The 22,758-nt window shown below is 67.8% G+C and carries 28 protein-coding genes and 4 pseudogenes; 15 read left to right on the plus strand and 17 right to left on the minus strand.

Annotated features, from left to right (window positions below; all coding sequences use genetic code 11):
* Nucleotides 1–257 (plus strand): annotated as a pseudogene (locus AB0D12_RS35580) (hypothetical protein); the annotation flags it as partial.
* A 49-nt stretch (nt 258–306) separates the two neighbouring features.
* Here the strand turns inward: AB0D12_RS35580 and AB0D12_RS35585 are convergent.
* Both AB0D12_RS35585 and AB0D12_RS35590 read right to left on the minus strand, forming a co-directional pair.
* Nucleotides 307–780 (minus strand): Haze protective factor 1, encoded by a 474-nt coding sequence (locus AB0D12_RS35585; protein ID WP_362692530.1) that lies wholly within the window; start codon nt 778–780, stop codon nt 307–309.
* A 195-nt stretch (nt 781–975) separates the two neighbouring features.
* The gene (locus AB0D12_RS35590; protein WP_362692533.1) at nt 976–1,650 is read right to left on the minus strand and encodes a hypothetical protein; all 675 of its coding nucleotides are present in this window, start codon (nt 1,648–1,650) and stop codon (nt 976–978) included.
* A 950-nt stretch (nt 1,651–2,600) separates the two neighbouring features.
* Between AB0D12_RS35590 and AB0D12_RS35595 the strand changes: the two genes are divergently transcribed.
* The 4 genes and pseudogenes from AB0D12_RS35595 (at nt 2,601) to AB0D12_RS35610 (ending at nt 6,866) form a co-directional block, all read left to right on the plus strand.
* The gene (locus AB0D12_RS35595) at nt 2,601–2,987 is read left to right on the plus strand and encodes a hypothetical protein (protein WP_362692536.1); all 387 of its coding nucleotides are present in this window, start codon (nt 2,601–2,603) and stop codon (nt 2,985–2,987) included.
* Nucleotides 2,988–3,001: 14 nt separating this feature from the next.
* Nucleotides 3,002–5,244: pseudogene (locus tag AB0D12_RS35600) on the plus strand (helix-turn-helix domain-containing protein).
* Nucleotides 5,245–5,250: 6 nt separating this feature from the next.
* Nucleotides 5,251–5,808: an XRE family transcriptional regulator gene (locus AB0D12_RS35605; RefSeq protein ID WP_362692539.1), complete on the plus strand. Its 558-nt coding sequence runs from the start codon at nt 5,251–5,253 to the stop codon at nt 5,806–5,808.
* A gap of 203 nt (nt 5,809–6,011) precedes the next feature.
* Entirely contained in the window at nt 6,012–6,866 is an 855-nt protein-coding gene (locus AB0D12_RS35610; RefSeq protein WP_362692699.1) for a transposase, read from the plus strand.
* A 142-nt stretch (nt 6,867–7,008) separates the two neighbouring features.
* On the opposite strand, the gene AB0D12_RS35615 is transcribed toward AB0D12_RS35610, so the two are convergent.
* The 9 genes from AB0D12_RS35615 to AB0D12_RS35655 all read right to left on the minus strand — a co-directional run bounded on the left by AB0D12_RS35615 (nt 7,009) and on the right by AB0D12_RS35655 (nt 11,367).
* Nucleotides 7,009–7,581 carry a hypothetical protein gene (locus AB0D12_RS35615; RefSeq protein ID WP_362692542.1) on the minus strand — a complete coding sequence of 191 codons (573 nt, stop codon included), beginning with the start codon at nt 7,579–7,581 and terminating at the stop codon, nt 7,009–7,011.
* Entirely contained in the window at nt 7,578–8,105 is a 528-nt protein-coding gene (locus tag AB0D12_RS35620; protein ID WP_362692544.1) for a DUF6286 domain-containing protein, read from the minus strand. The genes AB0D12_RS35615 and AB0D12_RS35620 overlap by 4 nt, the downstream gene beginning before the upstream one ends.
* A complete protein-coding gene (locus tag AB0D12_RS35625; protein ID WP_362692547.1) occupies nt 8,102–8,503 on the minus strand; it encodes an Asp23/Gls24 family envelope stress response protein in 402 nt (133 codons plus the stop codon). Before AB0D12_RS35625 ends, AB0D12_RS35620 begins: the two co-directional genes overlap by 4 nt.
* Entirely contained in the window at nt 8,475–8,684 is a 210-nt protein-coding gene (locus tag AB0D12_RS35630; RefSeq protein ID WP_362692550.1) for a hypothetical protein, read from the minus strand. Before AB0D12_RS35630 ends, AB0D12_RS35625 begins: the two co-directional genes overlap by 29 nt.
* Before the next feature lie 158 nt (nt 8,685–8,842).
* Nucleotides 8,843–9,328, minus strand: a complete 486-nt coding sequence (locus tag AB0D12_RS35635) for an Asp23/Gls24 family envelope stress response protein (RefSeq protein ID WP_362692553.1) — start codon at nt 9,326–9,328, stop codon at nt 8,843–8,845.
* 91 nt (nt 9,329–9,419) lie between these two features.
* Complete coding sequence (locus tag AB0D12_RS35640) at nt 9,420–9,650, minus strand: hypothetical protein (RefSeq protein WP_362692556.1); 231 nt, start codon at nt 9,648–9,650, stop codon at nt 9,420–9,422.
* A gap of 98 nt (nt 9,651–9,748) precedes the next feature.
* Entirely contained in the window at nt 9,749–10,168 is a 420-nt protein-coding gene (locus AB0D12_RS35645) for an Asp23/Gls24 family envelope stress response protein (RefSeq protein ID WP_362692559.1), read from the minus strand.
* Nucleotides 10,169–10,228: 60 nt separating this feature from the next.
* Nucleotides 10,229–10,780 carry an Asp23/Gls24 family envelope stress response protein gene (locus tag AB0D12_RS35650; protein WP_362692562.1) on the minus strand — a complete coding sequence of 184 codons (552 nt, stop codon included), beginning with the start codon at nt 10,778–10,780 and terminating at the stop codon, nt 10,229–10,231.
* A complete protein-coding gene (locus AB0D12_RS35655; protein WP_362692565.1) occupies nt 10,777–11,367 on the minus strand; it encodes an RNA polymerase sigma factor in 591 nt (196 codons plus the stop codon). The genes AB0D12_RS35650 and AB0D12_RS35655 overlap by 4 nt, the downstream gene beginning before the upstream one ends.
* A gap of 475 nt (nt 11,368–11,842) precedes the next feature.
* On the opposite strand from AB0D12_RS35655, the gene AB0D12_RS35660 reads away from it, so the two are divergent.
* From AB0D12_RS35660 to AB0D12_RS35670, 3 genes are all read left to right on the plus strand, one after another.
* On the plus strand, nt 11,843–12,454 hold the full coding sequence (locus AB0D12_RS35660; protein ID WP_362692568.1) for a hypothetical protein: 612 nt from the start codon (nt 11,843–11,845) through the stop codon (nt 12,452–12,454).
* Between the two features lie 6 nt (nt 12,455–12,460).
* On the plus strand, nt 12,461–12,814 hold the full coding sequence (locus AB0D12_RS35665; protein WP_362692571.1) for a hypothetical protein: 354 nt from the start codon (nt 12,461–12,463) through the stop codon (nt 12,812–12,814).
* A 67-nt stretch (nt 12,815–12,881) separates the two neighbouring features.
* A complete protein-coding gene (locus tag AB0D12_RS35670; protein WP_362692574.1) occupies nt 12,882–13,211 on the plus strand; it encodes a hypothetical protein in 330 nt (109 codons plus the stop codon).
* A gap of 188 nt (nt 13,212–13,399) precedes the next feature.
* Here AB0D12_RS35670 and AB0D12_RS35675 read toward each other — a convergent pair whose 3' ends face one another.
* The gene (locus tag AB0D12_RS35675) at nt 13,400–13,555 is read right to left on the minus strand and encodes a DUF6131 family protein (RefSeq protein WP_362692577.1); all 156 of its coding nucleotides are present in this window, start codon (nt 13,553–13,555) and stop codon (nt 13,400–13,402) included.
* A 405-nt stretch (nt 13,556–13,960) separates the two neighbouring features.
* Between AB0D12_RS35675 and AB0D12_RS35680 the strand changes: the two genes are divergently transcribed.
* On the plus strand, nt 13,961–14,347 hold the full coding sequence (locus AB0D12_RS35680; RefSeq protein WP_362692580.1) for a hypothetical protein: 387 nt from the start codon (nt 13,961–13,963) through the stop codon (nt 14,345–14,347).
* A 125-nt stretch (nt 14,348–14,472) separates the two neighbouring features.
* Here AB0D12_RS35680 and AB0D12_RS35685 read toward each other — a convergent pair whose 3' ends face one another.
* Nucleotides 14,473–14,910 (minus strand): hypothetical protein, encoded by a 438-nt coding sequence (locus tag AB0D12_RS35685; protein WP_362692584.1) that lies wholly within the window; start codon nt 14,908–14,910, stop codon nt 14,473–14,475.
* A 342-nt stretch (nt 14,911–15,252) separates the two neighbouring features.
* On the opposite strand from AB0D12_RS35685, the gene AB0D12_RS35690 reads away from it, so the two are divergent.
* Nucleotides 15,253–15,426, plus strand: coding sequence for a CsbD family protein (locus AB0D12_RS35690; RefSeq protein WP_362692587.1), 174 nt, complete (start codon nt 15,253–15,255; stop codon nt 15,424–15,426).
* A 19-nt stretch (nt 15,427–15,445) separates the two neighbouring features.
* Here AB0D12_RS35690 and AB0D12_RS35695 read toward each other — a convergent pair.
* Both AB0D12_RS35695 and AB0D12_RS35700 read right to left on the minus strand, forming a co-directional pair.
* Nucleotides 15,446–16,923: pseudogene (locus tag AB0D12_RS35695) on the minus strand (NF041680 family putative transposase).
* Nucleotides 16,924–17,007: 84 nt separating this feature from the next.
* A complete protein-coding gene (locus AB0D12_RS35700; protein ID WP_362692590.1) occupies nt 17,008–17,418 on the minus strand; it encodes a RidA family protein in 411 nt (136 codons plus the stop codon).
* A 208-nt stretch (nt 17,419–17,626) separates the two neighbouring features.
* On the opposite strand from AB0D12_RS35700, the gene AB0D12_RS35705 reads away from it, so the two are divergent.
* Entirely contained in the window at nt 17,627–17,905 is a 279-nt protein-coding gene (locus tag AB0D12_RS35705; protein ID WP_362692593.1) for a hypothetical protein, read from the plus strand.
* 200 nt (nt 17,906–18,105) lie between these two features.
* On the opposite strand, the pseudogene AB0D12_RS35710 reads toward AB0D12_RS35705, so the two are convergent.
* A pseudogene (locus tag AB0D12_RS35710) lies at nt 18,106–19,003 on the minus strand (recombinase family protein).
* Between the two features lie 69 nt (nt 19,004–19,072).
* A complete protein-coding gene (locus AB0D12_RS35715) occupies nt 19,073–19,960 on the minus strand; it encodes a LysR family transcriptional regulator (protein ID WP_362692596.1) in 888 nt (295 codons plus the stop codon).
* A gap of 80 nt (nt 19,961–20,040) precedes the next feature.
* Between AB0D12_RS35715 and AB0D12_RS35720 the strand changes: the two genes are divergently transcribed.
* From AB0D12_RS35720 to AB0D12_RS35735, 4 genes are all read left to right on the plus strand, one after another.
* Nucleotides 20,041–21,000, plus strand: a complete 960-nt coding sequence (locus AB0D12_RS35720; RefSeq protein WP_362692599.1) for an EamA family transporter — start codon at nt 20,041–20,043, stop codon at nt 20,998–21,000.
* A gap of 305 nt (nt 21,001–21,305) precedes the next feature.
* Entirely contained in the window at nt 21,306–21,467 is a 162-nt protein-coding gene (locus AB0D12_RS35725) for a hypothetical protein (protein WP_362692602.1), read from the plus strand.
* Nucleotides 21,468–21,787: 320 nt separating this feature from the next.
* On the plus strand, nt 21,788–22,120 hold the full coding sequence (locus tag AB0D12_RS35730; RefSeq protein ID WP_362692605.1) for a putative quinol monooxygenase: 333 nt from the start codon (nt 21,788–21,790) through the stop codon (nt 22,118–22,120).
* Between the two features lie 460 nt (nt 22,121–22,580).
* Nucleotides 22,581–22,706 (plus strand): hypothetical protein, encoded by a 126-nt coding sequence (locus AB0D12_RS35735; RefSeq protein WP_362692607.1) that lies wholly within the window; start codon nt 22,581–22,583, stop codon nt 22,704–22,706.
* The last annotated feature ends 52 nt before the right edge of the window (nt 22,707–22,758 follow it).

Raw genomic sequence — 22,758 nt, forward strand, 5'->3', positions numbered from 1 at the left:
AACTCCGGCGGGTAGTTCTTCATGACCACGAGATGTCCGTTCTCAGATCCTCAAGATCCAGTGTCTCGTGTGTCCAAGATCAGGGGTCAAGGCCCTACAAACAACGCAACACCGTCGAGCGATGCATCAACCGCTTGAAACAATGGCGCGGCATTGCCACCCGCTACGAGAAGACCGCCACGATCTACCTGGCCGGGCTCCACATCGCAGGCATCTTCCTGGTCAGCCCGATGATCCAAACGAAACGGCCTAGTTGAGCGGATTCCGTCGGAGGGCTCCCCGCGCCGGGAGCCCTCCGACGCGTGTCTAGCCGGCCGGGATGAACACGAACAGATACTCTTCCAGACCAACGATGGGATAGACCTCTCCCCCCAGCTCGTCGAACCGTGCGGCTGCCGTGTCCCCGCCCTTGCGCCACACATAAATGACGTACTGACTGTCCTCACGGAGCCGGAAACGAAGCGAGGGACCGTCCATGGTGCAGAGCATCTGATGCCCGCTGCCGGTGCGGTACGGCCAGGCGCCGAGTTGTTCATACCCGGCACCGACGTCAACTGGCAGGTCTGAACGCACTTCCACAACAACGGATGCGTCATGAGACTGCGCACTGCTCAGGATTCTCGCGATGCCGGAGCCAACCTCCACCGGAGGGCCTTCCATCGGTAGATCCGTCCAGAAGGGGCGCTCCTCCTCATCTGGCCGCCGGATTTCATCCAGCCCGAAGATCGAACGGTCGATCGACACTGTGCCTGCCACTCGGATGGCAACCTCACCATTCACCCTCGCAGCGTAGCGAGCGCAGGCCCGCCCCTGCTGATGAACCGATCTGAGGTGAGGGGCCCGAGGTCCGCCGACATGGTTCAGCGGGACGACTCCCCGGCCGCTGGTGGCCTGGGTCGGCGACAGGCTCGGCGCTGGAGTCCTCGCTGACGCGCGTTGCTCCTCAACCCTGCGTGGTTCCGAGCGCGAGGGGCCTCACTCTGCCTCACGGACCTCCCCGTACCAGCGCCACTTCTCCAGCCGCTCCCGCCCCGGGAGGTCACCCCGCCCGGTCGCCCACAGCAGCGTCGGCCACGGCTCTTCGTCGCTCTCCACATGCGGGAAGAGCCTTCCGAGGACCAGTGCGCACAGGTCGTCGGGGACGGTGAACTCCAAGCCGAGGCCGGCTGTGATGTCGTATGTGTGGAGAAGGGTCTCGACGATGCCCATCGCCGCGAAACCCGCCGGGTCTGAGGCACCGGAGGCGTGGTGGGCGCGGGCCGACGGGGGAGTTGTGCGAGTCAGGGAGACCTGCATCGCACCGCACGCCTCCAGGACCGTCAGCAGCCCGGACGGGCCCGGCTCCCGATCGGCCTGGAGGATGTTGACCGGACCTTCGGGCCGTTGGCGGTGCATCTCGAGGGGGACATAGGTGCCGGCCGGCAGGCCGGGCGTCCCGATCTGCATGCCGTAGAAGAACAGGTCGTCCGCCAGGTGCTCGGCCGTCTCCCAGCACGTCCACTCCAACGAACCGGCTGTCGCGTCCCACGCCTCCGCCTCCGAGGGAGCCGACCTCAGCGTGGCGAGCGCGAGCTGCACCGCGCGGGCCAGGGCGTCGGCCCAGGCGTCGTTCGTGTGGGGGGCCGACTGGTCATGATCTTCGAATGTCATCCGGGCACGGTAACGTGCACGCCCAATCGCCGCATCACAGTTCGGGCAACGTCCCTGACCGCCCCACCGCGTCGCCACAATCGGCTGTCCGAGCGCCTCGCGGCCGCCTGCGCGGGTTACTCCGGTTGGTCGCTCGGTAGACGGGTTTCGCCCAGGTTCCCCAGCGCTACCGAGAACTGATCCCCTACACCGCGACGAGGGACATGACCCCGCTGATCTCCTGGCCGGTCCGGCGAGCGCCGGGCACAGCCGACGGGCGATCCAACGCCAGCTCGGAGCGGGTTCGCGCCTACTTCCGGGAGAAGCGCCTCTCCCCAGGCCTCGTCACCGCTCGGCCACCGTCACCCCGCGTCGTCGCTGGATGGATCCTTCGCCGGCCTGAGACAGAACACCTTCGACTCAAGGCCGTCCTGGTCCACTGCCGAACTGGACGCCCTCACCGGCCATGTCCGTTCCTTCGGCCAAATGCTCACCGAGCGCCAGGGCGAACGTCTGCCGCAGTGGTCGACCGGTTCCCGGGCCACGGCGACTGAAGGTTGGTCACTGCGGGAGCGCATCAGTGCCCGGTGAAGCGGACGGCAGCCGCTGCCGCCGCGATGGCAGCGAACACAGTCATTGATGTTGCCGCTTGTACACGGCGGTATCTCCCGGCACGGGTGCGGTAGCGGATCGAGGCGGTCAGGAAGGCGGAGCGCTCGGGCTCAGTGGCTCGGCGCCTGGCGCGCCCATCTGGGCCTGCGCGGCCGCCAGACGCGATCCTCGGTACAGCAGGCCGGGATCAAGGTCGTACTGTTCCCAGGTCCCTGCGGCGTTCTCGATGGTTTGCCGCATCAGGAGGGCGGCGCGGCTGTCCTGGATCCAATGGCGCATGCGTGGCCAGGCACGCCCGGAACGGAGACAATGAAACAACAACCCGTTGTTCAATTGTCTTGTTGCGGTAGGATGGCGCCATGGCACGTGACTCCCGTCAAGAAGCCCGTGAGCGTTTGTCCGCGCTGGCGGACGCTCCTGTGGCCGACACTGCTGCGGCGCACCGTCTGGAGCGGGACGCCTCGTTGCTGGGCCGGCTGCTGGCGGCAGCCGCCTGCGATCAGAACAGCGGTGGGCAGGCGCCGGATGTGGCGCCGGACGATGTGGGCGCAGCCCTCGGCCTGTTCGAGGACATGCGGGAGCAGCTCGACCGGCTGGAGACCCAGGTCGTCATCGAGGCCCGGCGGCGCGGCATGGACTGGCGACAGATCGCCCAGCACCAGGGCCTGAACTCCTCCCAGGCTGCCTCGCAGCGATATCAGCGCCTGATGACACGGCTCGAAGAGATCCGTCAGGGCGTCAGGTGAAGGAGAGAACGCAGATGACGGACCAGCCCGATGAGCTGTTCGCTGCCGTCGACTCGCTGCTCGCCGCCGTCGACGGCGGCACCGTGCTGCCCGCCCCGGCCGAGCGGGTACGGCTGCGGGAGGCGGCCGGCCTGACCCAGGCCGCCATCGCCCAGGCGCTCGGAGTACGCGTACCGAGCATCACCGCGTGGGAGGCAGGCCGGGCCGAGCCGAAGGGGGAGCGTCTGGAGGCCTACCGCAGACTGCTCGAGGGCCTCGCCCACCGCTACCCCGCGCCGGTCACGTCCTTCGGCAACGAGCAAGGCCTCCTGCCCAAGCCGTCCTCCGCACTGCAGGATCCGGGCCCGGGGCAGGAGTCTGAGCCGTCCGTGCCCGCAGCGGCCACCAGCCCGGCAGTCGAGCCGGAGCGGACGCCCGCCCTCGCTGAGGCGCCGTTCCGCCCGGAGGCGGGCAGCAGCGCCAGGACGTCGTCGTCGGGGCGTCCGGGGGCGAAGAGGGCGACGGCGAAGCCCGCCAAGGCCGCGGCCGTCGTTGAATCGCGTTTCGAGAACGGTCCGCTGGCGGTCGTCGACGTCGTGGACGGGCAGGTGACGGCGTACTGCGTCGGCGGCCTGATCCTGGACGTGTCCGCCAAGTCCATTTCCTCCCTGGTCGAATGGACCCTCAACGAGGCGAGGCTCGGGCAGGCGAAGCTGAGCGGTCCGGGCAAGGACGCTGACCCGCTGATCGTGCTGACCGAGGCTGCGTGCGAGCGTTACGGCCTGCCGCGGCATCTCGGTGAGGAGGAGCGCCTGTCGGGGCGGCTGCCGGAGGGCCACAAGGTCATCAAGCAGCTGGCGCGGGCGGAGTGGAAGCTGACGAAGCGAGGGTTCGGGCCGTGGGCCCGTATCTACCGTCCTGCGCAGGGCTCCGAGCGGCTGTGTGTGCAGCTGTGCATCCCGTCCTGGGGCGCGCTCGACACCCGGCACTGGGGGGAGGCCGGGCAGTTGCCGCCGGCGGAACTCGCCCGGCTGCTGGGCACGTACGCGTCACGGGTGATGACGCCGCGCGGCTCCACCGCCGTGACCGGCCTGGAGCTGATGACCGCGCTGCACCCGCCCACGAGGGCGAGCGAGCCGGACGAGTACGGCGTTAGGCACAGCGAGCACAACCCGGGCTCGCTGGGGAAGGACCCGGTGGACTGCGCGCCGTGCGAGGCGCCCGACGGGCACCCGCTGCTCAAGGACCTGCCGCGCTTCCACCGGCGTACTCCGGCCGAGGTGTTGATGGAGGAGGCGTACGACTGGGCGCGGCCGCTCACTGACGCGGAGTGCCTCAAGCGCTGTCTGGTGGGCATCGACGTGAACATGGCCTTCGCTGCCGGAGCGAACGGCACGATCGTGGGCCTGGGTGCGCCGAAGCATGTCAAAAACCCGCGGTTCGACCCGAAGCTGCCCGGCGCGTGGCTGGTCGACCTCTCGCATGTCGACCTGTCGCGCGTGCTGGCCGGCAAGGAGTGGCTGAAGCTCGAAGGGGACCTGCTGCCCAGTCCATTCACGCCGACGGGCGAGAGGCCCGAGGGGCCGGCCTGGACGCGACGCCGACCGTGGCCTACGCGGTGGAGCTCGGCTACACCGCCGCGCCGACCGAGGCCTACGTGCGGTACGAGAACGGGCGCTACCTGGACGGCTGGTACAACCGGCTGCGCGATGCATACGTGGCGACGATGGCCGACCTGGGCGTCACCGGTGACCTCGCCCCTGCCGACTTCCTGGCGGCGATGGACGGCTACCGGCAGCGCGATGAGCAGCTGGCGATCGTGGTGTCCGCGGTGAAGGCCACCGTGAAGGGCGGCATCGGCAAGCTGCGCGAACGTCCCCGCGGCGAGGGCTGGAAGCCCGGCCAGCCGTGGCGGGCCCTGTCCCGGCCGACGTGGCGGCCCGACATCCGCGCCGCCGTCATCTCCAAAACCCGGATCAACATGCACCGCAAGTTGCTCAAGCACGCAGCCGCGACGGGCCAGTACCCGGTCGCGATCCTCTCCGACTGCGCCGTGTACGCGGCCGACGGGCCGACCCCACTGGACTTCCTGCCGTACAAAGACGGCAAGCCGCTGCCCGGCGGCTTCCGGCTCGGTGTCTCCCCCGGGATGGTCAAGCACGAGGGCACCCAGACCACCTTGTGGGCCGAGGGCGTGCGGGAGGAGTACGGCCCCGAGCTCAACCTCGCCCGGTACATCAAGGACGGCAAGATCACCACCACCGACGGCGGGGAGTAAACCGCGATGACCATGTTCGGGGACGGCCTGGACAAGGCGGTGCAGAAGGCGTTCACCCGCCCCATCCCGAAGTCGGCCGGCGCGCAGATGCGGTACCTGGTCAAGCAGCTCAAAGGCACGAAAGCCGTCGCCCAGATGCTCCGGGTGTCCCAGCGCACCGTGGAGCGGTACGTGAAGGACCAGATCAAAAAGCCCCGCAAGGACCTCGCTCAGCGCCTGGAGACCGAGGTGAGCAAGCGGTGGCAGCCGCAGATCAGGCAGAAGGCCAAGGAGACCGCAGCGACCACCGGCGGCATCGTCATCGACACCCGCGCCCGGCTCGGCTACACCGCCCCGATCGGCTCCACCGACCAGGACCGGATCCGCCACCTCACCGTGGCCCTGCCGCCGCAGTACGCCGCCCGCCTCTTCGAGGCCCAGGAGCAGGGCGCCAATGACGAGCGGCTCCAGGAGATCGCCGCCGAAGCGCTCAAGGACGTCTATTTTCAGGACGGCGGCCGCCGCGCCGGAAGCCTGGAAGAGGTCCGGCTCACCGACGTGGAACACATCGACTTCGACCTGTAGGTCCCCGAACAGCCGTGAGGGCCCGAACCGTTGTGTGACTTAGCTTGTTGTTTAACCTCGCACGTCATTCGACCTGCTGAGATCTCCCGTTTCCGGGCGCACGTGACGCGGCCGTCCTCCACGCTTCGAGATGTCGAGTAACGGAGCATGAAGGGACGGCCGGTGAGTTGAGTTTCCCCGTCGATGCCCCCGCCGTCGAGGCGTTGGGTGTGTTGTCGCGCTTTCGGGTTGAGTTCTACGAGTGCCTGTATACCCGCGCGGACGCGCTCTTCGAGCTGACCGACGCGGTGTTGTGCGCGGACGGCCCGGTGACATCGCTGGTCGAGTTGACGTTGATGGCCGAGCACCGGCGCGGTCACGGGGCGATGTACGACGCGGTCAATCACGGCTGGCTCGAACCGCGCCGCCTGCGGCGGCTGCTTGCCTCCACGCCAACGGCCGAGGTCCTCGCCTGGGACCGGATGCACCCGCGCCTGCAGGCCCGCGGCCCGTGGCTCGACCACTGCGGTGAACTCCCTTTGATCCATGGGACGTTGATCAGGCTGAAGGTCAAGCACCTGCCCGGCGACCGCGACCCGAAACCGGTCTGGCTGTGGTCCTCCAAGACCGGGATGACCAGCGAAGACGTCGACCTTCGCTGGCAGGCGTTCCTCCGCAGATTCGATCTTGAACATACCTTCCGGCTGTTCAAGCAGACCCTCGGCTGGACCGTCCCGAAAGTCCGCGACCCTGCGAGCGCCGACCTGTGGTCCTGGCTGATCATTGCCGCCCACACCCAGCTCCGCATCGCCCGCCCCCTCGCCGAGGACCTCCGCCGCCCCTGGGAACGGCCCGCCGAGCCTCGCCGGCTCACCCCCGCCCGGGTGCGTCGGGGGTTCCGCCACCTCCGCGTGAAGACCGCCCGTCCCGCTGGCGTGCCCAGACCCTCCCGGCCCGGCCCCGGACGCCCTCCCGGCTCGAAGAACCGCAGGCCAGCCCCACGGCACGAACCCGGGAAGACCGTGAAACGAGCCGAAACCCTCACCGAACACGTCCGCTTGAAACAGCTGCGAGGTTAAACAAAAACCTTAGGCTCACGCGGTATGTTTCCCAGGCTTCCGACAGTCGGATGCGTCCAGGAACATGGGGCCGCGGTCCGCTCATGGTCTCCTGCAAGCCGGTGGCGGTCGGGGGGCGTCTGCAGGGATTGGTGGAGCGGGCCTAGCGTGTGCGGGTGCCGGTGCGGGTGGTGAAGCGGTATTCGACGGTGACGGGGAGCGTGGCCAGGTCGAGTGCCTGGCGGAGCCGGGGCAGCCCGTGATTGTTGAGGCGGTGGCTGATGGTGCTCAGATCGCTTCCGTGTTCGGTGCTGATCACTATTGCGAGGGTGGGATTCTGTCGGGTTCCGGCGAGTGTGGCGTGGGCGTTGTGCACGCCGGGGTAGGTGGTGATTTCGCCGAGGAAGGGGGGCGTGGCAGTGTTCGCGGCGAGTTCGGTGTGGCCATGTTGGGGGTTCTGTTCGAGGCGCCAAGTGTGGGTCTTGGGACGTGGGTTCAGTTGTGCGGCCAGCCAGCGCAGGATGAGGAGACCTAGAGCGACTGCGCTAGCGGCCGTGACCCACAGCACCCAGGCGGGTGGCGCGCCGGTGGTGGCGATGAGTGCGGCCTTGGGGTCCGTGAGGGTGAGTTGGCCGAAGTGGGCAGCCAGAGCGAAGGCGCCCGCACCGAGCAGGAGGACGCCGAGGACGGCCAGCAGGGTGCGGTTGAGGCGGGCTGGGCGATTGAGGCTGGTCATGGCACGTTCCGGGTGGCATGGAGATGGATCTTCACGGCCGGACGAGTGAGCGGGGTGACCTGGTCGAGGCGCTGATCCAAGGCGGCGCGGACCGCATCGGTGAGCCCGTCGGTGTTGGTCCGATCGGTGCGGATACGGGCGACAATTGTGCGCCGGCTGAGTTTCAGCTTCGCTTTGCTGATGCCGTCGACACTCGTTGCTGTGCTCTGCAGTGTGTTGCGGAGGCTACGCCTTGTGACGCCGGCGTCCATGTCGCCGGCCAGCGGCAGGACGGTCGGCTTCCCCGGCAGGAGTGCGGCGAGCACCATGAGCAGGCCGAGGAGAACGGCTGCAACACCGGCCCCAAGGGCAGCGGTGTCGTTCCAGTGGGTGCTGCGCAGGGCGTCAGTGACGGAGCGATAGCTGATGAGCGGACTCGTACCAACAATCAGCTGAATGGTGACGACAGCGATCAGGACGCAGACGGCGAGCAGGACCAGCGCCGTGAGAGAGGCCGGGATGGTGCGGCGGGGCCGGCGTTTCATTGGACTCTCCTGGTGGGGGAGCCGGGAGTGTGCAAGGCGGTGACGGTGATGTCGACACGGGTCACGGCCAGACCGGTGAAGTCCGCAACCCGGCGTTGCAAGTGCGCCCGTGCGTCCTCGGTGGTGTGGGCGACGGATCGCGGATAGACGACGGACAGCCGAACGTCGAGAGCTGCGGTTGCACCGTCGCTGACCTTCGCGGTCACACGGGCGGAGCGTTCGGCCTGTTCGCCCGTGACCGCGACGCCCAGCATTCGGCCGGCCGTTCCGCCGATGTGCTCGACTTCGGTCAACGCCCGGGCGGCTATGCGTTCCACGGTGCGGTTGGAGATCGTTGTGCTGCCTCGTTGCGCCGCACCGGTCTCCTCTCTAACTGACATGGTGATCGCGGTGTCCATGGAAGTCGGCCCTGTCACGGCCGGTGAGCTGTGCGAGGTCGAGTTTGCCGTCGAGGTAGCGCCCTGCCAGCAGCCCGACCGTCCCGAGAACCAGGACAATGAGGAAGGCGTCGAAACCGCCGAACGCGGCGGCGAGGCCGAGTACGAGCCCTGTCAGCAGCCCCATCTGAGTGGACGTCATGTTGATTCTCCTTGGTGTCGTACGCCGCTGGGGCGGCCCTCGTGCGGCGATGAGTCGAGGCGTGCGAAGTCATACAGATGAGCCCTTTTGCTGTATGGAGCCCGGGGGTGAGCCCCTTGCGCACCGTGGTGATGCACGCCGTCGTACGGGCGCCGGGGCTACTCGACGCGGTCGGTGCTGCCCTGGCCGTCGCGGTCACTGTCGTCACCGGGGATGTGTACGTCATTGACGTTGATGTTGACCTCGACGACTTCCAGGCCGGTCATCTGCTCGACAGCGTCGATGACGTTGTTGCGCACGGCACGGGCCAGCTCGGGGATGGCCGCGCCGTACTCGACGAGGATCTGCAGGTCCACGGCCGCCTGCTTCTGACCGACCTCGACGGATACGCCCTGTCCGGCGCTGGCGGAGGCTCCGGGGATCCGCCCCTTGATTGCGCCGAACGCCCGTGTCGCTCCGCCGCCCAGCGCGAATACGCCCGGCACCTCGCGGGTGGCGAGCCCGGCGATCTTCTGGACGACGACATCGGCGATGGTGGTGGAGCCCTGGTCGGAGGCTGCCGGTGTGCTGGTGGTGCTCTTGTCCGCGTCGCCGGCGGCGAACGTGGAGTGCTCGGCAATGTGAGTGGTGGCCGGGTTGGTCATGGTGCTCTCCTGTGGTTCCTGGCTCTGGACGAGGCGGTTGCGCGCTCGTCGCACCAGAGGGACCCGCGGTGGGGGAGAACGTCATGGCCTCTCAGGCACCGGCATCACTTTCGTGAACGAGATGGGTGAGGGCGGCGGCGTCGATGTCGGTGACGACCAGGCGCAGCCGGGCGTCCTTCCAACGGGTCTCCTCCAGCGCCGCGCGCAGGGCGGCCTCAGTTGCGCGGAAAATCGGAGGAAGGGGAAGGGCGAGGGCGACGAAGCGAATCTCGATGAGTTCGTCGTCGATGGCTACCGCCAGGGCATCGAGATTCCACGGCACACGTGAGCCGAAGTGGGTGGTAGAGGGGGTCGCTGGACGCAGGCCGGGGAGCCTGCCAAGGATGGCCAGGATGGTGCGGGTCGTCTCTGTTCGCGGCGTCACGGGGTTCTGCTTCCCTTCGAGTCGATGTCCATGATCGACACAACGACGGCCTGTGGGGTGATGCCCGTGGCATCGGCGACCGCGCGCGTGACCTCGCGCTGAACGGCCTGTGCCACAGCTGCAGCCTGGTCCTGCCCGGAGGCGACCAGGTCTACGGACACGCGCAGGGTTGAGGGCACGGCCGACTGGTCGACCGTGACTCTTACACCCTCGGTCGGGGCTGGGGTAAGGCCGTTGATCTTCTGGCGTGCCGAACGAGCCACCTGGGAGGCGAGCCCGGTCAGGCCGGGTTCGAGTCGCACCACGCCTGCGGACGCGCTTGCGGCACGGGAGACGATTGCGGCGATCACGGGCTCTGCGATGACCCACTGGCAGCGGGGAACCCCTGCCTTCTCGTCCGCCACTGTCATTCTCATCGCGAGCACCCTGTCCCTGTGCTTCAGCCCTCAACCGTCTGATGCCCGATCCCGAGGGCATCAGACGTCGAAGAGGTCCTCCACGGTCAGGTCCAGACGCACCAGGGATATCCCGACTCGTGCTGCGGCGGCTGCCCGGACCCGCTCGCGTACCTCGTCGATAGCGTCGGCGGCAAAGCCGCGGTAGCTGACCGCCAGGCTCATTGCCACTTCCACCGCACCGTCCGTCTCCGTGGCGGTGATCCTGCAGCGCCGCGCGCGCACACCGTCGACGGAATCGGCGGCGAAGCGCAGCACCGCTGCCACCGCTTGTTCGCTGATCCGCACCCCGCCCGGCTCCGCGGTGGGCAGCGTGAGCATGGTGTGACGGCGGACCTCTGCCCGCACCGCGGACATGATCCGGCCGGTCAAGCCCGGCGGAGGGCTGCTCGCCTCCGAGGCCAACTCCCCGGTCACCTCCCGCAGCACCCTCAGGCTCTCCCTGGCAGCAGAGCAGTACTCGCAGGCGTGGTCATGGGCGTCGGCCCGGCCGGAGTCGAACGGGTCTAGCCGCTCCCACACCGTCTCGACATCGCGGCCGCAAGGCAGCATGTAGCCCTGAGCGTCGCTCATTTCCATGGAGCCATCACCTCCGCCAACTGTGCTCGAGCGCGCGCTATGCGTCCACGTACCGCCGTCTGAGTCGTGCCCATCGCCTCCGCGATCTCCTCGTAGGAGCGCCCGTGGACCTCCCGCAGCAGCCAGCAGGCTCGCTGCTCGGGCGTCAGCCGCTTCAGAGCCGTTGCGAGCGCGAGCAGCTGCTCGCTGACCTGCGCCGCCCGCTCCGGCGATCCCGCCGCATCGCCGGATTCGCGGCTGTCCGGGTCAGCCTCCGCAACGGGTCTGCGTGCCCGGATGATGTTCAGGCACCGGTTGGTCGTCGTCCGGTAGAGCCAGCCGACGAAAGCGGCGTTTTCCCGTAGCTGCCGCAACCGCCGCCAGGCGGTCAGGAACACCTCCTGCACCACGTCCTCGGCGTCGCCACGGCTGGAGAGAATACGCAGTGCCAAGCGGTACATCGGCCCCTGATAACGGCGCACGAGCACCTCGAAGGCGCGCATGTCGCCGTCGCGGGCGCGGGCCACCAAGGTGGCATCGTCCAGCACCACCTCCCACGCGTCGGCAGCGGGCTGTGAACCGATATCGGCAGGCGATGTCATCTGCAACGCCTTCCTGCGCCAGACATGCTCTGGGGGCCCTTCTCTCGGACCTGCTGGAAACACCACGGTCGAACCGGGTGCCGGGCAGTAGAAGGACACAGAGGCGGCGCTGTCGTCACGGCACAACAAGTATCCGCCGCAGTGGGTTCCGCCTGGCCAGGCATCGTTCTCGCGCCGGCAGGTCCGGCGAACTGGGACGCCTTTCAAGATGCGGCCGGGGCGATTCGGGCGAGACTGGACAGTGCCGGACCAGCAATGAGCGCTGACTCTCGCTCCGAGGCGACCGCCCAGCCTGGCCTGAAGGGCCGGGCCGGTACGTTGCAGTGATGTCCGACGTGAGCAGGACCCGGTCCGCCTCCCCGCACCCCATGGGTCCGGCAGCTGTTGCTCCCGGCTAGGGGCGGACCACTGGCAGCAACAGTTTCACCTTCGGCGTGACCGGGTCGCCAGGCGCAACGATGAAGGTGACGTGCTCATGGACACTCAGACCAAGATAGCTCTTGCGGCGGCCCTAGCTGGCGGCTATCTGCTGGGTCGTACGAAGAAAGGCAAGCTCGCCCTGAGCGTGGCGACCTATCTGGCAGGTGGACGGTTCGACCTCGAGCCGCGCCAACTCGCCGCTGAGGGAATGCGCAAGCTGGGGGAGATCCCGCAGGTCGCCGAACTACAGGACCAGCTGAAGGGGGAGGTCCTCGACGCCGGCCGCAAGGCAGTGACGGCCGCGGCCAATCGCGGCATCGGGACGCTCGCGGAAGCGCTCCGCGACCGCACGGCCAGCCTCGGTGAAAAGGACGAGGAAGAGCCGGAGGACGAGGGCCCGCCGCGCCGCGGCAGCTCCAGGAAGCCGACTCAGCCCGATAGGGGCTCCGCACGGCGGAGACAGAGGTCTGCGTCTGCCGGGAGCGGATCCGGGGGAGCCGCGAAGGAGCCAGCGCGGGGGAAGAAGACCACTGCGAAGAAGCCGGCCCCGAAGAAGGCGGCTCCGGCCAAGAAGTCCGCCGCCAGGAAGCAGGCTCCAGCCAAGAAGGCAGCGTCTTCCGGGCGGGCGGCGAAGAAGACATCCAAGCGCGCCGACCGCCGGAGGTAGCCAGCGATGGCCGAGAAGGAGACGAAGCGGCCGGGGGTGGAGGAGTCGGGGGCGGCCCGACTGCGTGAGGAGCTGTCAGGTTGCCGCAGTTCTCAGTTGGAGGTGCTCGCGGAGAAAGCTGGCGACAAGCTGCAGGACATCACGGGTCAGTTCACCGATGTCGCAGTCAACGGCGGGTCACTGTTCAAGGTCGGCTCGCGCATCCTCGGGGCGAAGCCCCGTGAAGGCGTTCGTGTCCGAGAAGGCCAAAGGCCTCAAGGAGAGCGTCGTGGACAAGACCAAGGAGCCTTCGGCGGCGGAAAGGGCAAGTCCAGTGAAGATTCAGCAGCTTTACCAAGGGGGTTCACAATGTTTCGATGAGTGACGAGATGACCAGCGACTGGAAGGTCAAGTGTTGTCGCCGACACTGACGCGGATCGTCTTGGTCGTGGAGCACTACCCGTCCGGGTTCCTCGAGAAGACCGGAAATCTGTGGCGGGCCCAAGCCCGCCGGATGCGGCTGGACTTCAAGCACTTCCAGCAGTACTTCCCTCTCGCCGACGAAGATCCGGAGAGCTGGCACGGCGAGATCCGAGACGGCGACGTCGTCATGTCGCACGACGAAGCGCTGGAAGAGGAAGAAGCAGCACAGGCCCAGGGCTCGAAGGCTGACGGCGAGTACGAAGCCGCAGAAGACGGCGATGCGGAGGACGAAGAAGAGGCCGTCGAGGAAGGTGAGTGGGAGGACGAACCCACTGATGAAGGCCGGGAGAAGTGACCCCGGAAAGCGAAGCCTGGGATCAGGCGGCCGAAACCACTCTGTGACGCCCCCTGCGGCCCTGCGGGGGTCGCTCCGGTAGAGCCGACCAAGTGGTCAGGACTGCGATGAACGACAGCAGGACCGACCATGCGGGGAGGGTATCGCTGACGTGCTCTGCCGAATGCCCTGATGGAGGTGCCGTGGCGCTACCAGTAGTGCCGTCGTCCGCCGACCGCGTGCCCTACCGCTCCCAGAATCCACAGCAGAACCCCGATCGCGACCAGGATGATCCCGATCGTCCAGAAAATGCCGATCCCGGCCAAGAGGCCAATGATGAGCAGAATGACTCCGAGGATGATCATGACGTCCTCCGATGGCAATGGCGGGCGGCCCCCTCTCTCCTCACAGGTCCCCGCCTTTCTGCGGGGCAAACCGAGGTTTCGCCCTGCCCACCGCGTGCGTGTCCCGGCAGCGGCATTGCGATCATGATGGTCCGGCCGGTGTAGTCCGAAACTCCGGTGCAGGCCGAAACGGAAGTGTGGCCTAGAGATCGGCCGGGACCCTGGGTGCGAAACCGGATAGTCAGGAGGGCGGTCATGCCGGGCGCAGCTGTGCCAGGCCAGGCGAGGCCGCTACCGCTGGTCACAGGGTCCGTCTTGAGCATCGACGGTGGGCCCGATGTGGCCGCGCCGACCGAAGGTGGGAGAATTTCAATACGGCAGAGCGTGGTCCGTGCGTCCACCACGACAGGACAGGCAGGTGAGGTCATGCCCAAGCAGCCGAAGCCGTCCCAGCCCTCGCATGGCGAGGGGCCGAGTCGGCACAAAGGTACTCAGCACGGCTGGTCGCCGGATGTGGACGAGACTCGGCAACAGGAAAATCCGAGCGCCCACCGCTCGTTCCACCCGGATGAACACGCCCCCGAGAAGGGCCCTGGTAGGAAAGTCTCCAAGAAAGAATCGAAGAGCGTCCCCGGTGACACCGCCAAGAGCACCGGCCGCCGCGGGGAACAACAGAGCGAGGGCTCTGGCGAGAAGGGTGCGCACGACACCGGCCGCAGAGGGCGCTCACAGCGTCCGAGCGGAACCAGGGACGCCTCCGCCTCCACCGGTGTGGATCCCCAGGAGCCACCCGGCACGCGTAGCGCCGGCTAGGCAGCCAAGCGTTCCCCGCGCCCACGAGGACTAGGCCCCGCAGGAGGCGAGGTGAGCGCCCGCTGGGCAGGCCCGGGACGTGGCACGCGTTTGAGCCGGAACCCGTTCCGATGCGGTCAACGAAGTCACCGCGGGGCGGACCGGTGACCGAACCAGTGCCGACCGCCACGGCGGCTTTCCCCCGTGGCGGCAGGGCGATCGTTCTCCTGCACCGTGGCCGTCTCGGTGGCACGGGCGGTATCGCGACGCTCGATTTGGTCATCACGCTCTCGGTCGAGAACGGCCGGTTCGTGCCGTGGCCGGGCGACTTTGCGGCGTGCCAGGCTGCTGCGGCGACTGGCTGATCGGCGCGCGCCGATCAGCAGAAGGCCGAGTCCGAGCAGAACCGCCGCCCCGATGATGATGCCGTAGAGGAAGAGCGTGCCGGTGGAGCCGGTGACGTTGTAGCCGAAGACCGAAAACCCGCCAGTGAGTCCGTGCGCGCTGCCGTCGTTTGTGAAAACGCCAACAACGCCGATGGTTACTGCGGCGATCAAAATGATGAGCCCGAGGACGAGGATCATGAAGCACTCCTTGGATCTGCTTCGCCCCCCGCGGAAACGTGCTGTCCGGCAAGCCGTCGGCACGTGCGCCTCTACCCGGACACTGAATGGCTAATCCTGCTCGGCATCGGCTACATGGCCAGCATCGGAATCATGGTTTCCCGGATTGGATCGCAGCATTTACCCGCTACAAGCACCTCTAAAATTCATGTGGGGACATGAAGGCCATGTGGGGTCATGTTTGAGGACGTTCAGTCCTTATCTAGACGAACGCGATCCTGTTCCGGCCGATATATGCTTAAGGCGCCATTTGGAGAACTTAGAGCTGACCATTGAGTTTTGAGTGAGCGGGATGTGAGTGCTGTGGCCAAGGACGAGAAGGCCAAGGCCAAGGTCGAACAGGCCAAGGGCAAGGCGAAGGAGGCCGCGGGCGGCGCGGTAGGCAACGAGGGGATGACGGCCAAGGGTCGCGCTGAGAAGGCGAAAGGTGATGTTCGTCAGGCTAAGGAGAAGGCGAAGGACGCCTTCAAGGAGTGACACGGTCTTAGCTTGTTCTTTAACCTTTCAACCGCTGTAGGGCGATAAGCGTCTTCTCGCGGCGGACGGTTTTGCCCACGTCGTAGCGGGTTGCCCGGCGCTTGTTTCTCGTGCCGGGTGGCCGTCCGGGGCCGGTTGGGTTTGGGTGCTCTGGTGGGGCAGGGCATGTGCTGGCGGAGGTTCCGAAACGTCCGGCGGACCCGGGCGGGGGTGAGCCGGGTTGGTGAGGCCGGCTTCTCCCACGGGTGCCGCAAGTCCCGGGCGAGCGGGCGGGCGAGTCTGAGCTGGGTGTATGCGGCGATGATCAGCCAGGTCCACCGGTCGGCTGCTTCCGGCTCCCGCAGCCGGGGCTTCGTCCAGCCCAAGGTCTGCTTGAACAGCCGGAATGTGTGCTCCAGGTCGAACCTGCGCAGGAACGCCTGCCAGGCCCGGTCGACATCCGTGTCGGTGGCGCCGGTCCTTGAGGACCACAACCACACCGCCGGCGCCGCCCGGTCCTTCGACAGGTGCTCGACCTCCAGCCGGATCAACGTACCCTCGATCAGCGGAAGTCCGCCTTCGTGCTCCAACCAGGCGGCCCGGCGGGTCAGCCGCGGGTGGACCCGGTCCCATGCCTGCGTGACGGCCTTGCCGTAGTTCGCGGTGGCCGTGCGGGTGGTGACCGCCGGTTCGGGCCAGGTCTCCGGCTTGGCGAAGCGGAACTCCGGACCGTGCTTCGGCGGTCGGCCGCCCTTGGGGTCGTAGAGCCGCGGCGGCTTCGGTAACCGCATCACGCGGTCGCCGCGGATCCGTCCGATCAGCTCGACGGGCAGGTCCCGCAGGACCCAGGCCAGGCGGGTGACGTCGTATCCGGCGTCGGTGACGATGACGATGTCGGCTCGCCGGGGTGCCACTGGTCCGCTGCGATGAGCCGTTCGACGACGTCGCGGAGCTGGGCGGAGTGACAGTGGTGGCGTCGTCGGCCGGCCCGAGCCGGACCGTGTCCAGGATCTGGGTCCAGGACGTGGCACCCGTCTCCAGCACCGCGACGAACGAGTACGGCCAGCCGGGAATGAACTGCGAGGCCGTCTTCGCCCGGCCATAGACGTGACAGAACAACCGGTCCGGCGAGCACGGTGCGTCCGACCGGAGCCACGGCGAGACGTCCACCGCCAGTACCAGACGGCCGTCCGGGAACCGCGGTAGCGGCAGACCGGCCAGCAGCGACCGCAGCCGCCCGGTGTCGATCCGGCCCTGGTTGAGGCCGTCGTACATCGCTCCGTGCCCACGCCGGTGCTCGGGCAGCAACGTCAACTCCACCGCCGAATGCACCGCACCGGGCGCACACAACACCGCATCCGCCAACTCGAACAGTTCGTCGCCCCGCACGCTCAGACACGCATACAACTCGTCCCGAAAGCGTGACGCTCCCGCGAACGCCTCGCCCGCAGCGGCTTCAGACAGCAGACTCACCCTCACGGCCTTCGTCGTGGTCAGTGCACCTTGGTCGGAGCACATGATCAGACGGAGGCCGCCTCGGCGTCCGGCACATGACCATGTGGGCGAAGCAGTTCGAGAGGCTGTTCGAGGCGTGAGGACCGCTCAGTCGGGCAGCGCGACGGTGAGGTCCACCTCGACCAGCTGCCCTGCGAAGCCCAGCTGCGCAACCCCCAGGAGCGTGCTGGCGGACGTGAAGGCCGGACCGAGGGCGGAAGCGGTAAGCCGGTGCCAGGCGAGGCCCAGGTCCTCCCTGTCATCGCTCCGCACGTAGATCACCGAACGCACCACGTGCTGCGGCTGAGCATCCACCGCCGCGAGGGCAGCGAGTGCGTTCACGATGACCTGATCGACTTGCACGTCGAGGGAGCCCGCGCCGACGAGAGAGCCGCCCTGGTCGAGGGGACACTGCCCCGCCAGATAAGCCGTTCGGCCGGTCTCCACCACGGTGATGTGGTGGTAGCCCGGCGTTTCATGCAACTGATCGGGGTTGATACGCCTGATCTTCGCTGTCATGCCGCGAGTCTGACTAATCTGCCCCCGGCACGCACCGAAATTTGCCCCACCGCGCGACTGTCCGACGCCGCGCGAGGTTAAAGAACAAGCTTAGAAGCCGTTGCCTTTCCGGTGTGATCGTTGAGTTTCCGCTGCTCAGGCATGGTTTTGGGGTCGTTGCGGGAGGTTTCGGGCGATCAGTTCGCTCTCGGTGATGCGGAGATGACCGGTGACATCGGTGATGGGGTTGCTGGAGGAGCGGGAGACGGCCGCCCGGGTTCGGGCGGAGGAGCTTCGTGCACAGGCGGAGCGGATTGCTGCTGAACTCGGCGAGGCGGAGGCGGTGTTGGAGCGCCGGGTGATGGCCCGGGCGGAGCTCGCCGAGGCCCTGGCCGCTCCGGCCGAGGAGACGGATGCCCTCGTTCTGGGCCCGCGGGAGGTCCCGGCGGAGGTGGAGAAGGCCCCGGTCGCGGGGTCGGGGTCGTGCCGCGGTGGCGCCAGGGAGTGACGCTGCAGGCGCTCGCGCCGGACTACCGGCGGATCGTTGAGCTGGTGGAGTCCCAACCGGACGGCCGCGATGGAGTGTCGGCGAAAAAACTGGCGGCCCGGCTGGAGCTGGAGTTGGTGCCGGCGAAGATCGAGGGGGTGCGGTCACGGGCGAAACGGCGGTCGAGCGGGAGTGGCCGGCAGCGTCGCCATCCGGCCGGTTCACGCCGCGGCAGCCCACCGCGCCCACACCCGCCGCAGCTGGGTCGCCGGGCGAGCCAGGCGGCGGCTCATGAGCATGGCCTGCGAGAAGTAGATGAACGCCTCGCTGCTGGCGGGCAGCGTTTCGAAGTCCCGCACCAGGCGGCGCGAGCGCATCAGCCACCCCAACGTGCGCTCTACTACCCACCGTCTCGGCAGGCCGGTCCGGATGACCAACCGCGTTGCGATCTCGCGCAGGGAGGTGCACTTCGTCGCGCAGCCGGAGGGCGGTGGCGAGCATGTCCTCGTCGGAGACTTCGACGCCGCCGATGGCCTTGCCTTTCGTGCGGGCGGTCTCCTGGCCTTCGAGGGTCTTGTCGCGGATGGAGTCGCGTTCGGACTCGGCCATGGCGGCGAGGAAGGCGAACAGGGCGGCGCCGTGTCCTGCCGGGTCGTGCTTGCCCTGGAGCGGGCCGGTGAGGAACTCCAGCTCGATCTCGGCGTCGCGCAGTTCCTCGGCGACCTTGAGGAGTTCGAGGGCGCCGCGGCCGAGCCGCTTCATCTCGTGCACGACGAGGGTGACCTTCGCGCCGAGGGAGCGGTACTCGCGGGCGGCGGCGAGGGCGGCCTTCATCTCGGGCCGCTCGCGCACACGGGTGCTGATGCGTTCGTGGAACAGGCTGTACACCCCGGAGACTTCGAGGGCGTCGACCTGCGACTGGATCTCCTGCGTCCGGGTCGAGACACGGGCGTAGCCGAGACGGACCTCCAACGGCTTGGACTCCGCCGCGGGCTTCACGGCCGGCAGGGCGGTCCAGAGCGAACCGGGATGCCGTACGGCCGGGGTGGCGATGTGCAGTTCGGAGCGGAGTGCGGGGACGAGCTGGAAGCGGGCGGTGTGGTACTTGAGCGGAAACATGGCGACCTGCACGGATGTCCCGTCGGCGCGATGTTGCAACAGGGCCGCCTATGAAACGGCAGCAGGGTTTCATTCCTTGCCGGGCACGGCCGGGATGTCGAGAAGAGCGAGGAAGGCGGTCGCCGCGGGGGTGCGGCTGGCGTGGCTCCAGGTGACGTATTCGACGCGGGCCGGCGCGTCAGTGACCTCGATGGTGGTTACGCCGGTGAGTTGAGGCGCGTAGGCGGAGGGGAGCATGGCGATGGCGAGGCCCTGCCCGACGAGCCGGGCGATGTAGTCGGCGGTGGTCACTTCGAAGGCGACGTCGCGGCTGAGGCCGGCGGCTGAGAAGGCTTGGTCGGATTGGGCACGTCCGGCTGTGCCTGCTGGAAGGTCCACGAATACCTCGGAGGAGAGCCTGCGGAGGTCGACTGCTGGTTCGGCGGCGAGTGAGTGGTCCGGTGCGACCACGGCGACGAGTCGGTCGTGGGCGAGTTCGTGGGCGGCGACACCTTGGGGTTGCGCTGTGGTCGGCAGCCCGAGGAAGGCCACGTCGAGGGCTCCTTGCTTGATCTGTTCGACGAGGTCGTCGCTCGCGCCCACCCGCAGGCTGATGCGCACGTGCGGGTACTGCTGGCGGAAGTCACGCAGTGCACCCGGGATGTCGACCGCGGTGACCGTGGGGATCAGGCCCACGGCGAGCCGTCCGCGTACTTCGCCGACCGCCGCAGCGACTTCGGCGGCTGCGCGTTCGGCGGCGTCCAGACACTGGCGGGCGGCGGGGAGGAACGCCTCACCGGCTGGTGTCAGCCGCACCCGGCGGCTGGTGCGCTCGAAGAGTCTCGCGCCGAGTTCCTTTTCCAGGCGGGCGATTTGGTGACTGAGGGCGGACTGGACAACCAGGCACCGCTCGGCGGCCCGAGTGAAGCTGTTCGTCTCGGCGACCGCGACGACGTAGCGCATCTGCTGAAGCTCCATGAACCAATCTTAAATCGAGATCGATGAGGTGAAAAACATGCGTTGGACTCATTGATCGCTGCCGGGCGAGACTCCGAGGCATGACGAGTCCAGCGATACAGAGGGTTTCCGACGGAGCGAGCAGCGGTGTTCCCCGGGGAAATCTGCCACGCACCGCCCTGACGGCGCTCACTCCCGTGGTGTGGGGCACGACCTACGTCGTCACCACCGAGCTTCTCCCTCAGGGGCACCCGCTGTTCGCGGGACTTCTGCGTGCGCTGCCCGCCGGCCTGATCGCGCTGGCCCTCACCCGGACGCTGCCGCGCGGCGCATGGTGGGGGAAGGCCGCGGTGCTCGGCGTGCTGAACATCGGGCTGTGCTTCCCGCTGTTGTTCATCGCGGCCGAACGCCTGCCGGGAGGCGTTGCCGCCACCTTGGGGGCGGCTCAGCCGCTCATCGTCGCCGTCCTGGTCGTGGCAGTCCTCCGCGAGAGCCTGTCCGCGTGGCGCCTGGCCTGGGGGGTAGCGGGTGTCGTAGGCGTCGGCCTAGTGGTGATCGGGCCGAATGCGGCACTCGACATGGTCGGGGTCGTGGCGGGCCTGGCGAGCGCGGCCTCGATGGCGCTCGGGGTGACTCTCACCAAGCGCTGGGGACGGCCCGCCGATGCCAGCCCCACCGCTGTCGCCGGCTGGCAACTCACCGCCGGGGGCCTCCTCCTGGTGCCCGTCACCTTCCTCGTCGAGGGGCCGCCTCCCGCGATCGACCCGCCCGCCGTCCTCGGCTATCTCTGGCTCGGCCTGGTGGGTGGTCTGATCGCCTATGTCCTGTGGTTCCGCGGCATCACCACCTTGCCCGTCACCTCGGTCGCGGTTCTCGTCCTGCTCTCGCCGCTGGTCGCCGCGGTGCTCGGCGCCGTCCTGCTCGGCCAGACGCTCGGCCCGGTCCAACTCGTAGGGTTCGGGCTCTCACTCGCCGCGATCGTCGCGGGACAGCTTCCCGCACCCGCCCGGCTCGCGCGTCGTCAGAGAGGCCGCAGGCCGGCTGACCTGACCTCCTCGTGACCCCGGGAAGCCCGGACCTGCTGCGCAGCGTGATCAAGACGTTCGTCGAAGCAGTGATGCCGATCTCCACCGGGTCGGTCTGCGCAGTGGCGTCGCAGGCCGCCCCCGATCGGGCTCCCCCAGAACATCCCCCCACCCCCGTCGGCTCCGTCCGGAGCCGGCTTCACCATGACCTCGTTGGAAGGATCTCGCAGAGAGGTCGACGGCTTCACTGATGCGCACCTATTGCAGCTCGCCTCCAGGGTGCCGGGCCTGCGCGGCGATCGGTTCGATTCGGCCGTCAAAGGCATGCGCACAAGGACTTTGTGACCGCTTCGGAGGCCGCCTATGAGCGTGGTGGCAGCCCGGGAACGCCGACGATGCTGGCCAACGGGGAACCGCTGCCCGAGAAGGTCGCCGGCGTCATCTACGAGAAAGTCATGACCAAGAACCTTCTCGACCTCGCAGAGGAGGTCGCCGGTCAGTAGGCGGAAATGGGGGCTGACGCCGCCGCGAACGACGGCGCCGTCACCTTCGGAAGCTGTGACGGGGGCTCGCCCCCGCGCTGGAGGAGGACTGGCTCGGCAGCTGATACTCACCACCCGGTTCGCGTAGCCGGACGACACCCGACCGTGCACGGCCGAGCCTTGGTCCACGGCAACCGGCCATTGACGCCACTCCGGCGATCGGCGACCTCACCCCCGGGGGAGTTCGAACGGTGGATGATCACATCACGTAATCTGGTACGCGTCGCATGAAACCCGGTGTCCACTCCCGAGGCTGTGGACAGTCCAGCGAGAGGAATCCGATGATTTTCATCACGGCTAAGTTCAAGGTCCGTCCTGAGCACGCCGACCAGTGGCCTGAGATCGTCGCCGACTTCACCGCCGGTTCGCGCGGTGAGCCGGGCTGCCTGTGGTTCGACTGGTCGCGGAGCATTGCGGACCCCACGGAGTACGTGCTGGTCGAGGCCTTCCGAGACGACGATGCCGGGGCAGCGCACGTGCAGTCCGAGCACTTCAAGACCGCGCAGCGGACTCTGCCGCGCCACCTGGCCGAGACACCGCGGATCGTGAACGCAAAGATCCCGCAAGACGACTGGTCGCTGCTGGGTGAAATGGCTGTCACCGGCATGGAATAGCCCCGAACAGCCTTCTTCTTGGGGGTGCAGCGTTCAAGGGCCTGACGGCTGGTCAGGGAGGTGATATCGATCGAGGGCAACATGCAAACGTTTCGAGCATAGGCCGCCCCGGCCGGGCAGCAACAAGTTCGGTCTCCACTGGTTGGTGAACAACCAGACTCCGAGCTCGTCGTTCCATGCGTGGGTTGAAACATGCACCGGGTGCAACGGCGTACGGTGCACCAAGCAAATATTGCCGCGAATGGGCATTCAGCTCGATTTCACACCGATCAACTCGATCGTTCTCGACCGGCCGTGAGACCGCATCGCTAGTGGCGTTTGCGAGGGCCTCGAACCCTCCGGGATACCGTTGGCGAATTCGGGACCCTGATCACTTCGCCCCGCCCGGTGTTGTCACGGGTGGGGCGAAGTGCTGCCAGGCGGGGTGCGGGTGCGGGCTCTGGCGGTTGTCATAGGCGCCGTGGTGGCCACCCTGACCGAGGGCCGGCTCCGGCTGACGCTGATGTGCACCATCGTCCCGGTCCTGGTCGTGACGCCGGCGTACCTCGACTTCCCTCGCGCCCGGACCGCACAGGCGAGGGCATGATCCGAAAGATGCCCTCCAGCCCTGTTCGGTGGATCATCAAGCTGGGAGCGCA

The sequence above is a fragment of the Streptomyces sp. NPDC048479 genome (genome assembly GCF_040651435.1).
Taxonomy (GTDB): domain Bacteria; phylum Actinomycetota; class Actinomycetes; order Streptomycetales; family Streptomycetaceae; genus Streptomyces.

Bases quoted from the DNA above. Each gene is read 5' to 3' on its own strand.
- AB0D12_RS35660 (WP_362692568.1), top strand. From the start codon at position 11,843: ATGGACACTCAGACCAAGATAGCTCTTGCGGCGGCCCTAGCTGGCGGC.
- AB0D12_RS35675 (WP_362692577.1), bottom strand. From the start codon at position 13,555: ATGATCATCCTCGGAGTCATTCTGCTCATCATTGGCCTCTTGGCCGGG.
- AB0D12_RS35655 (WP_362692565.1), bottom strand. From the start codon at position 11,367: ATGACATCGCCTGCCGATATCGGTTCACAGCCCGCTGCCGACGCGTGG.
- AB0D12_RS35650 (WP_362692562.1), bottom strand. From the start codon at position 10,780: ATGAGCGACGCTCAGGGCTACATGCTGCCTTGCGGCCGCGATGTCGAG.
- AB0D12_RS35645 (WP_362692559.1), bottom strand. From the start codon at position 10,168: ATGAGAATGACAGTGGCGGACGAGAAGGCAGGGGTTCCCCGCTGCCAG.
- AB0D12_RS35665 (WP_362692571.1), top strand. From the start codon at position 12,461: ATGGCCGAGAAGGAGACGAAGCGGCCGGGGGTGGAGGAGTCGGGGGCG.
- AB0D12_RS35635 (WP_362692553.1), bottom strand. From the start codon at position 9,328: ATGACCAACCCGGCCACCACTCACATTGCCGAGCACTCCACGTTCGCC.
- AB0D12_RS35630 (WP_362692550.1), bottom strand. From the start codon at position 8,684: ATGACGTCCACTCAGATGGGGCTGCTGACAGGGCTCGTACTCGGCCTC.
- AB0D12_RS35730 (WP_362692605.1), top strand. From the start codon at position 21,788: ATGATTTTCATCACGGCTAAGTTCAAGGTCCGTCCTGAGCACGCCGAC.
- AB0D12_RS35715 (WP_362692596.1), bottom strand. From the start codon at position 19,960: ATGGAGCTTCAGCAGATGCGCTACGTCGTCGCGGTCGCCGAGACGAAC.
- AB0D12_RS35605 (WP_362692539.1), top strand. From the start codon at position 5,251: ATGACCATGTTCGGGGACGGCCTGGACAAGGCGGTGCAGAAGGCGTTC.
- AB0D12_RS35620 (WP_362692544.1), bottom strand. From the start codon at position 8,105: ATGAAACGCCGGCCCCGCCGCACCATCCCGGCCTCTCTCACGGCGCTG.
- AB0D12_RS35625 (WP_362692547.1), bottom strand. From the start codon at position 8,503: ATGGACACCGCGATCACCATGTCAGTTAGAGAGGAGACCGGTGCGGCG.
- AB0D12_RS35720 (WP_362692599.1), top strand. From the start codon at position 20,041: ATGACGAGTCCAGCGATACAGAGGGTTTCCGACGGAGCGAGCAGCGGT.
- AB0D12_RS35590 (WP_362692533.1), bottom strand. From the start codon at position 1,650: ATGACATTCGAAGATCATGACCAGTCGGCCCCCCACACGAACGACGCC.
- AB0D12_RS35700 (WP_362692590.1), bottom strand. From the start codon at position 17,418: ATGACAGCGAAGATCAGGCGTATCAACCCCGATCAGTTGCATGAAACG.
- AB0D12_RS35680 (WP_362692580.1), top strand. From the start codon at position 13,961: ATGCCCAAGCAGCCGAAGCCGTCCCAGCCCTCGCATGGCGAGGGGCCG.
- AB0D12_RS35615 (WP_362692542.1), bottom strand. From the start codon at position 7,581: ATGACCAGCCTCAATCGCCCAGCCCGCCTCAACCGCACCCTGCTGGCC.
- AB0D12_RS35595 (WP_362692536.1), top strand. From the start codon at position 2,601: ATGGCACGTGACTCCCGTCAAGAAGCCCGTGAGCGTTTGTCCGCGCTG.
- AB0D12_RS35685 (WP_362692584.1), bottom strand. From the start codon at position 14,910: ATGATCCTCGTCCTCGGGCTCATCATTTTGATCGCCGCAGTAACCATC.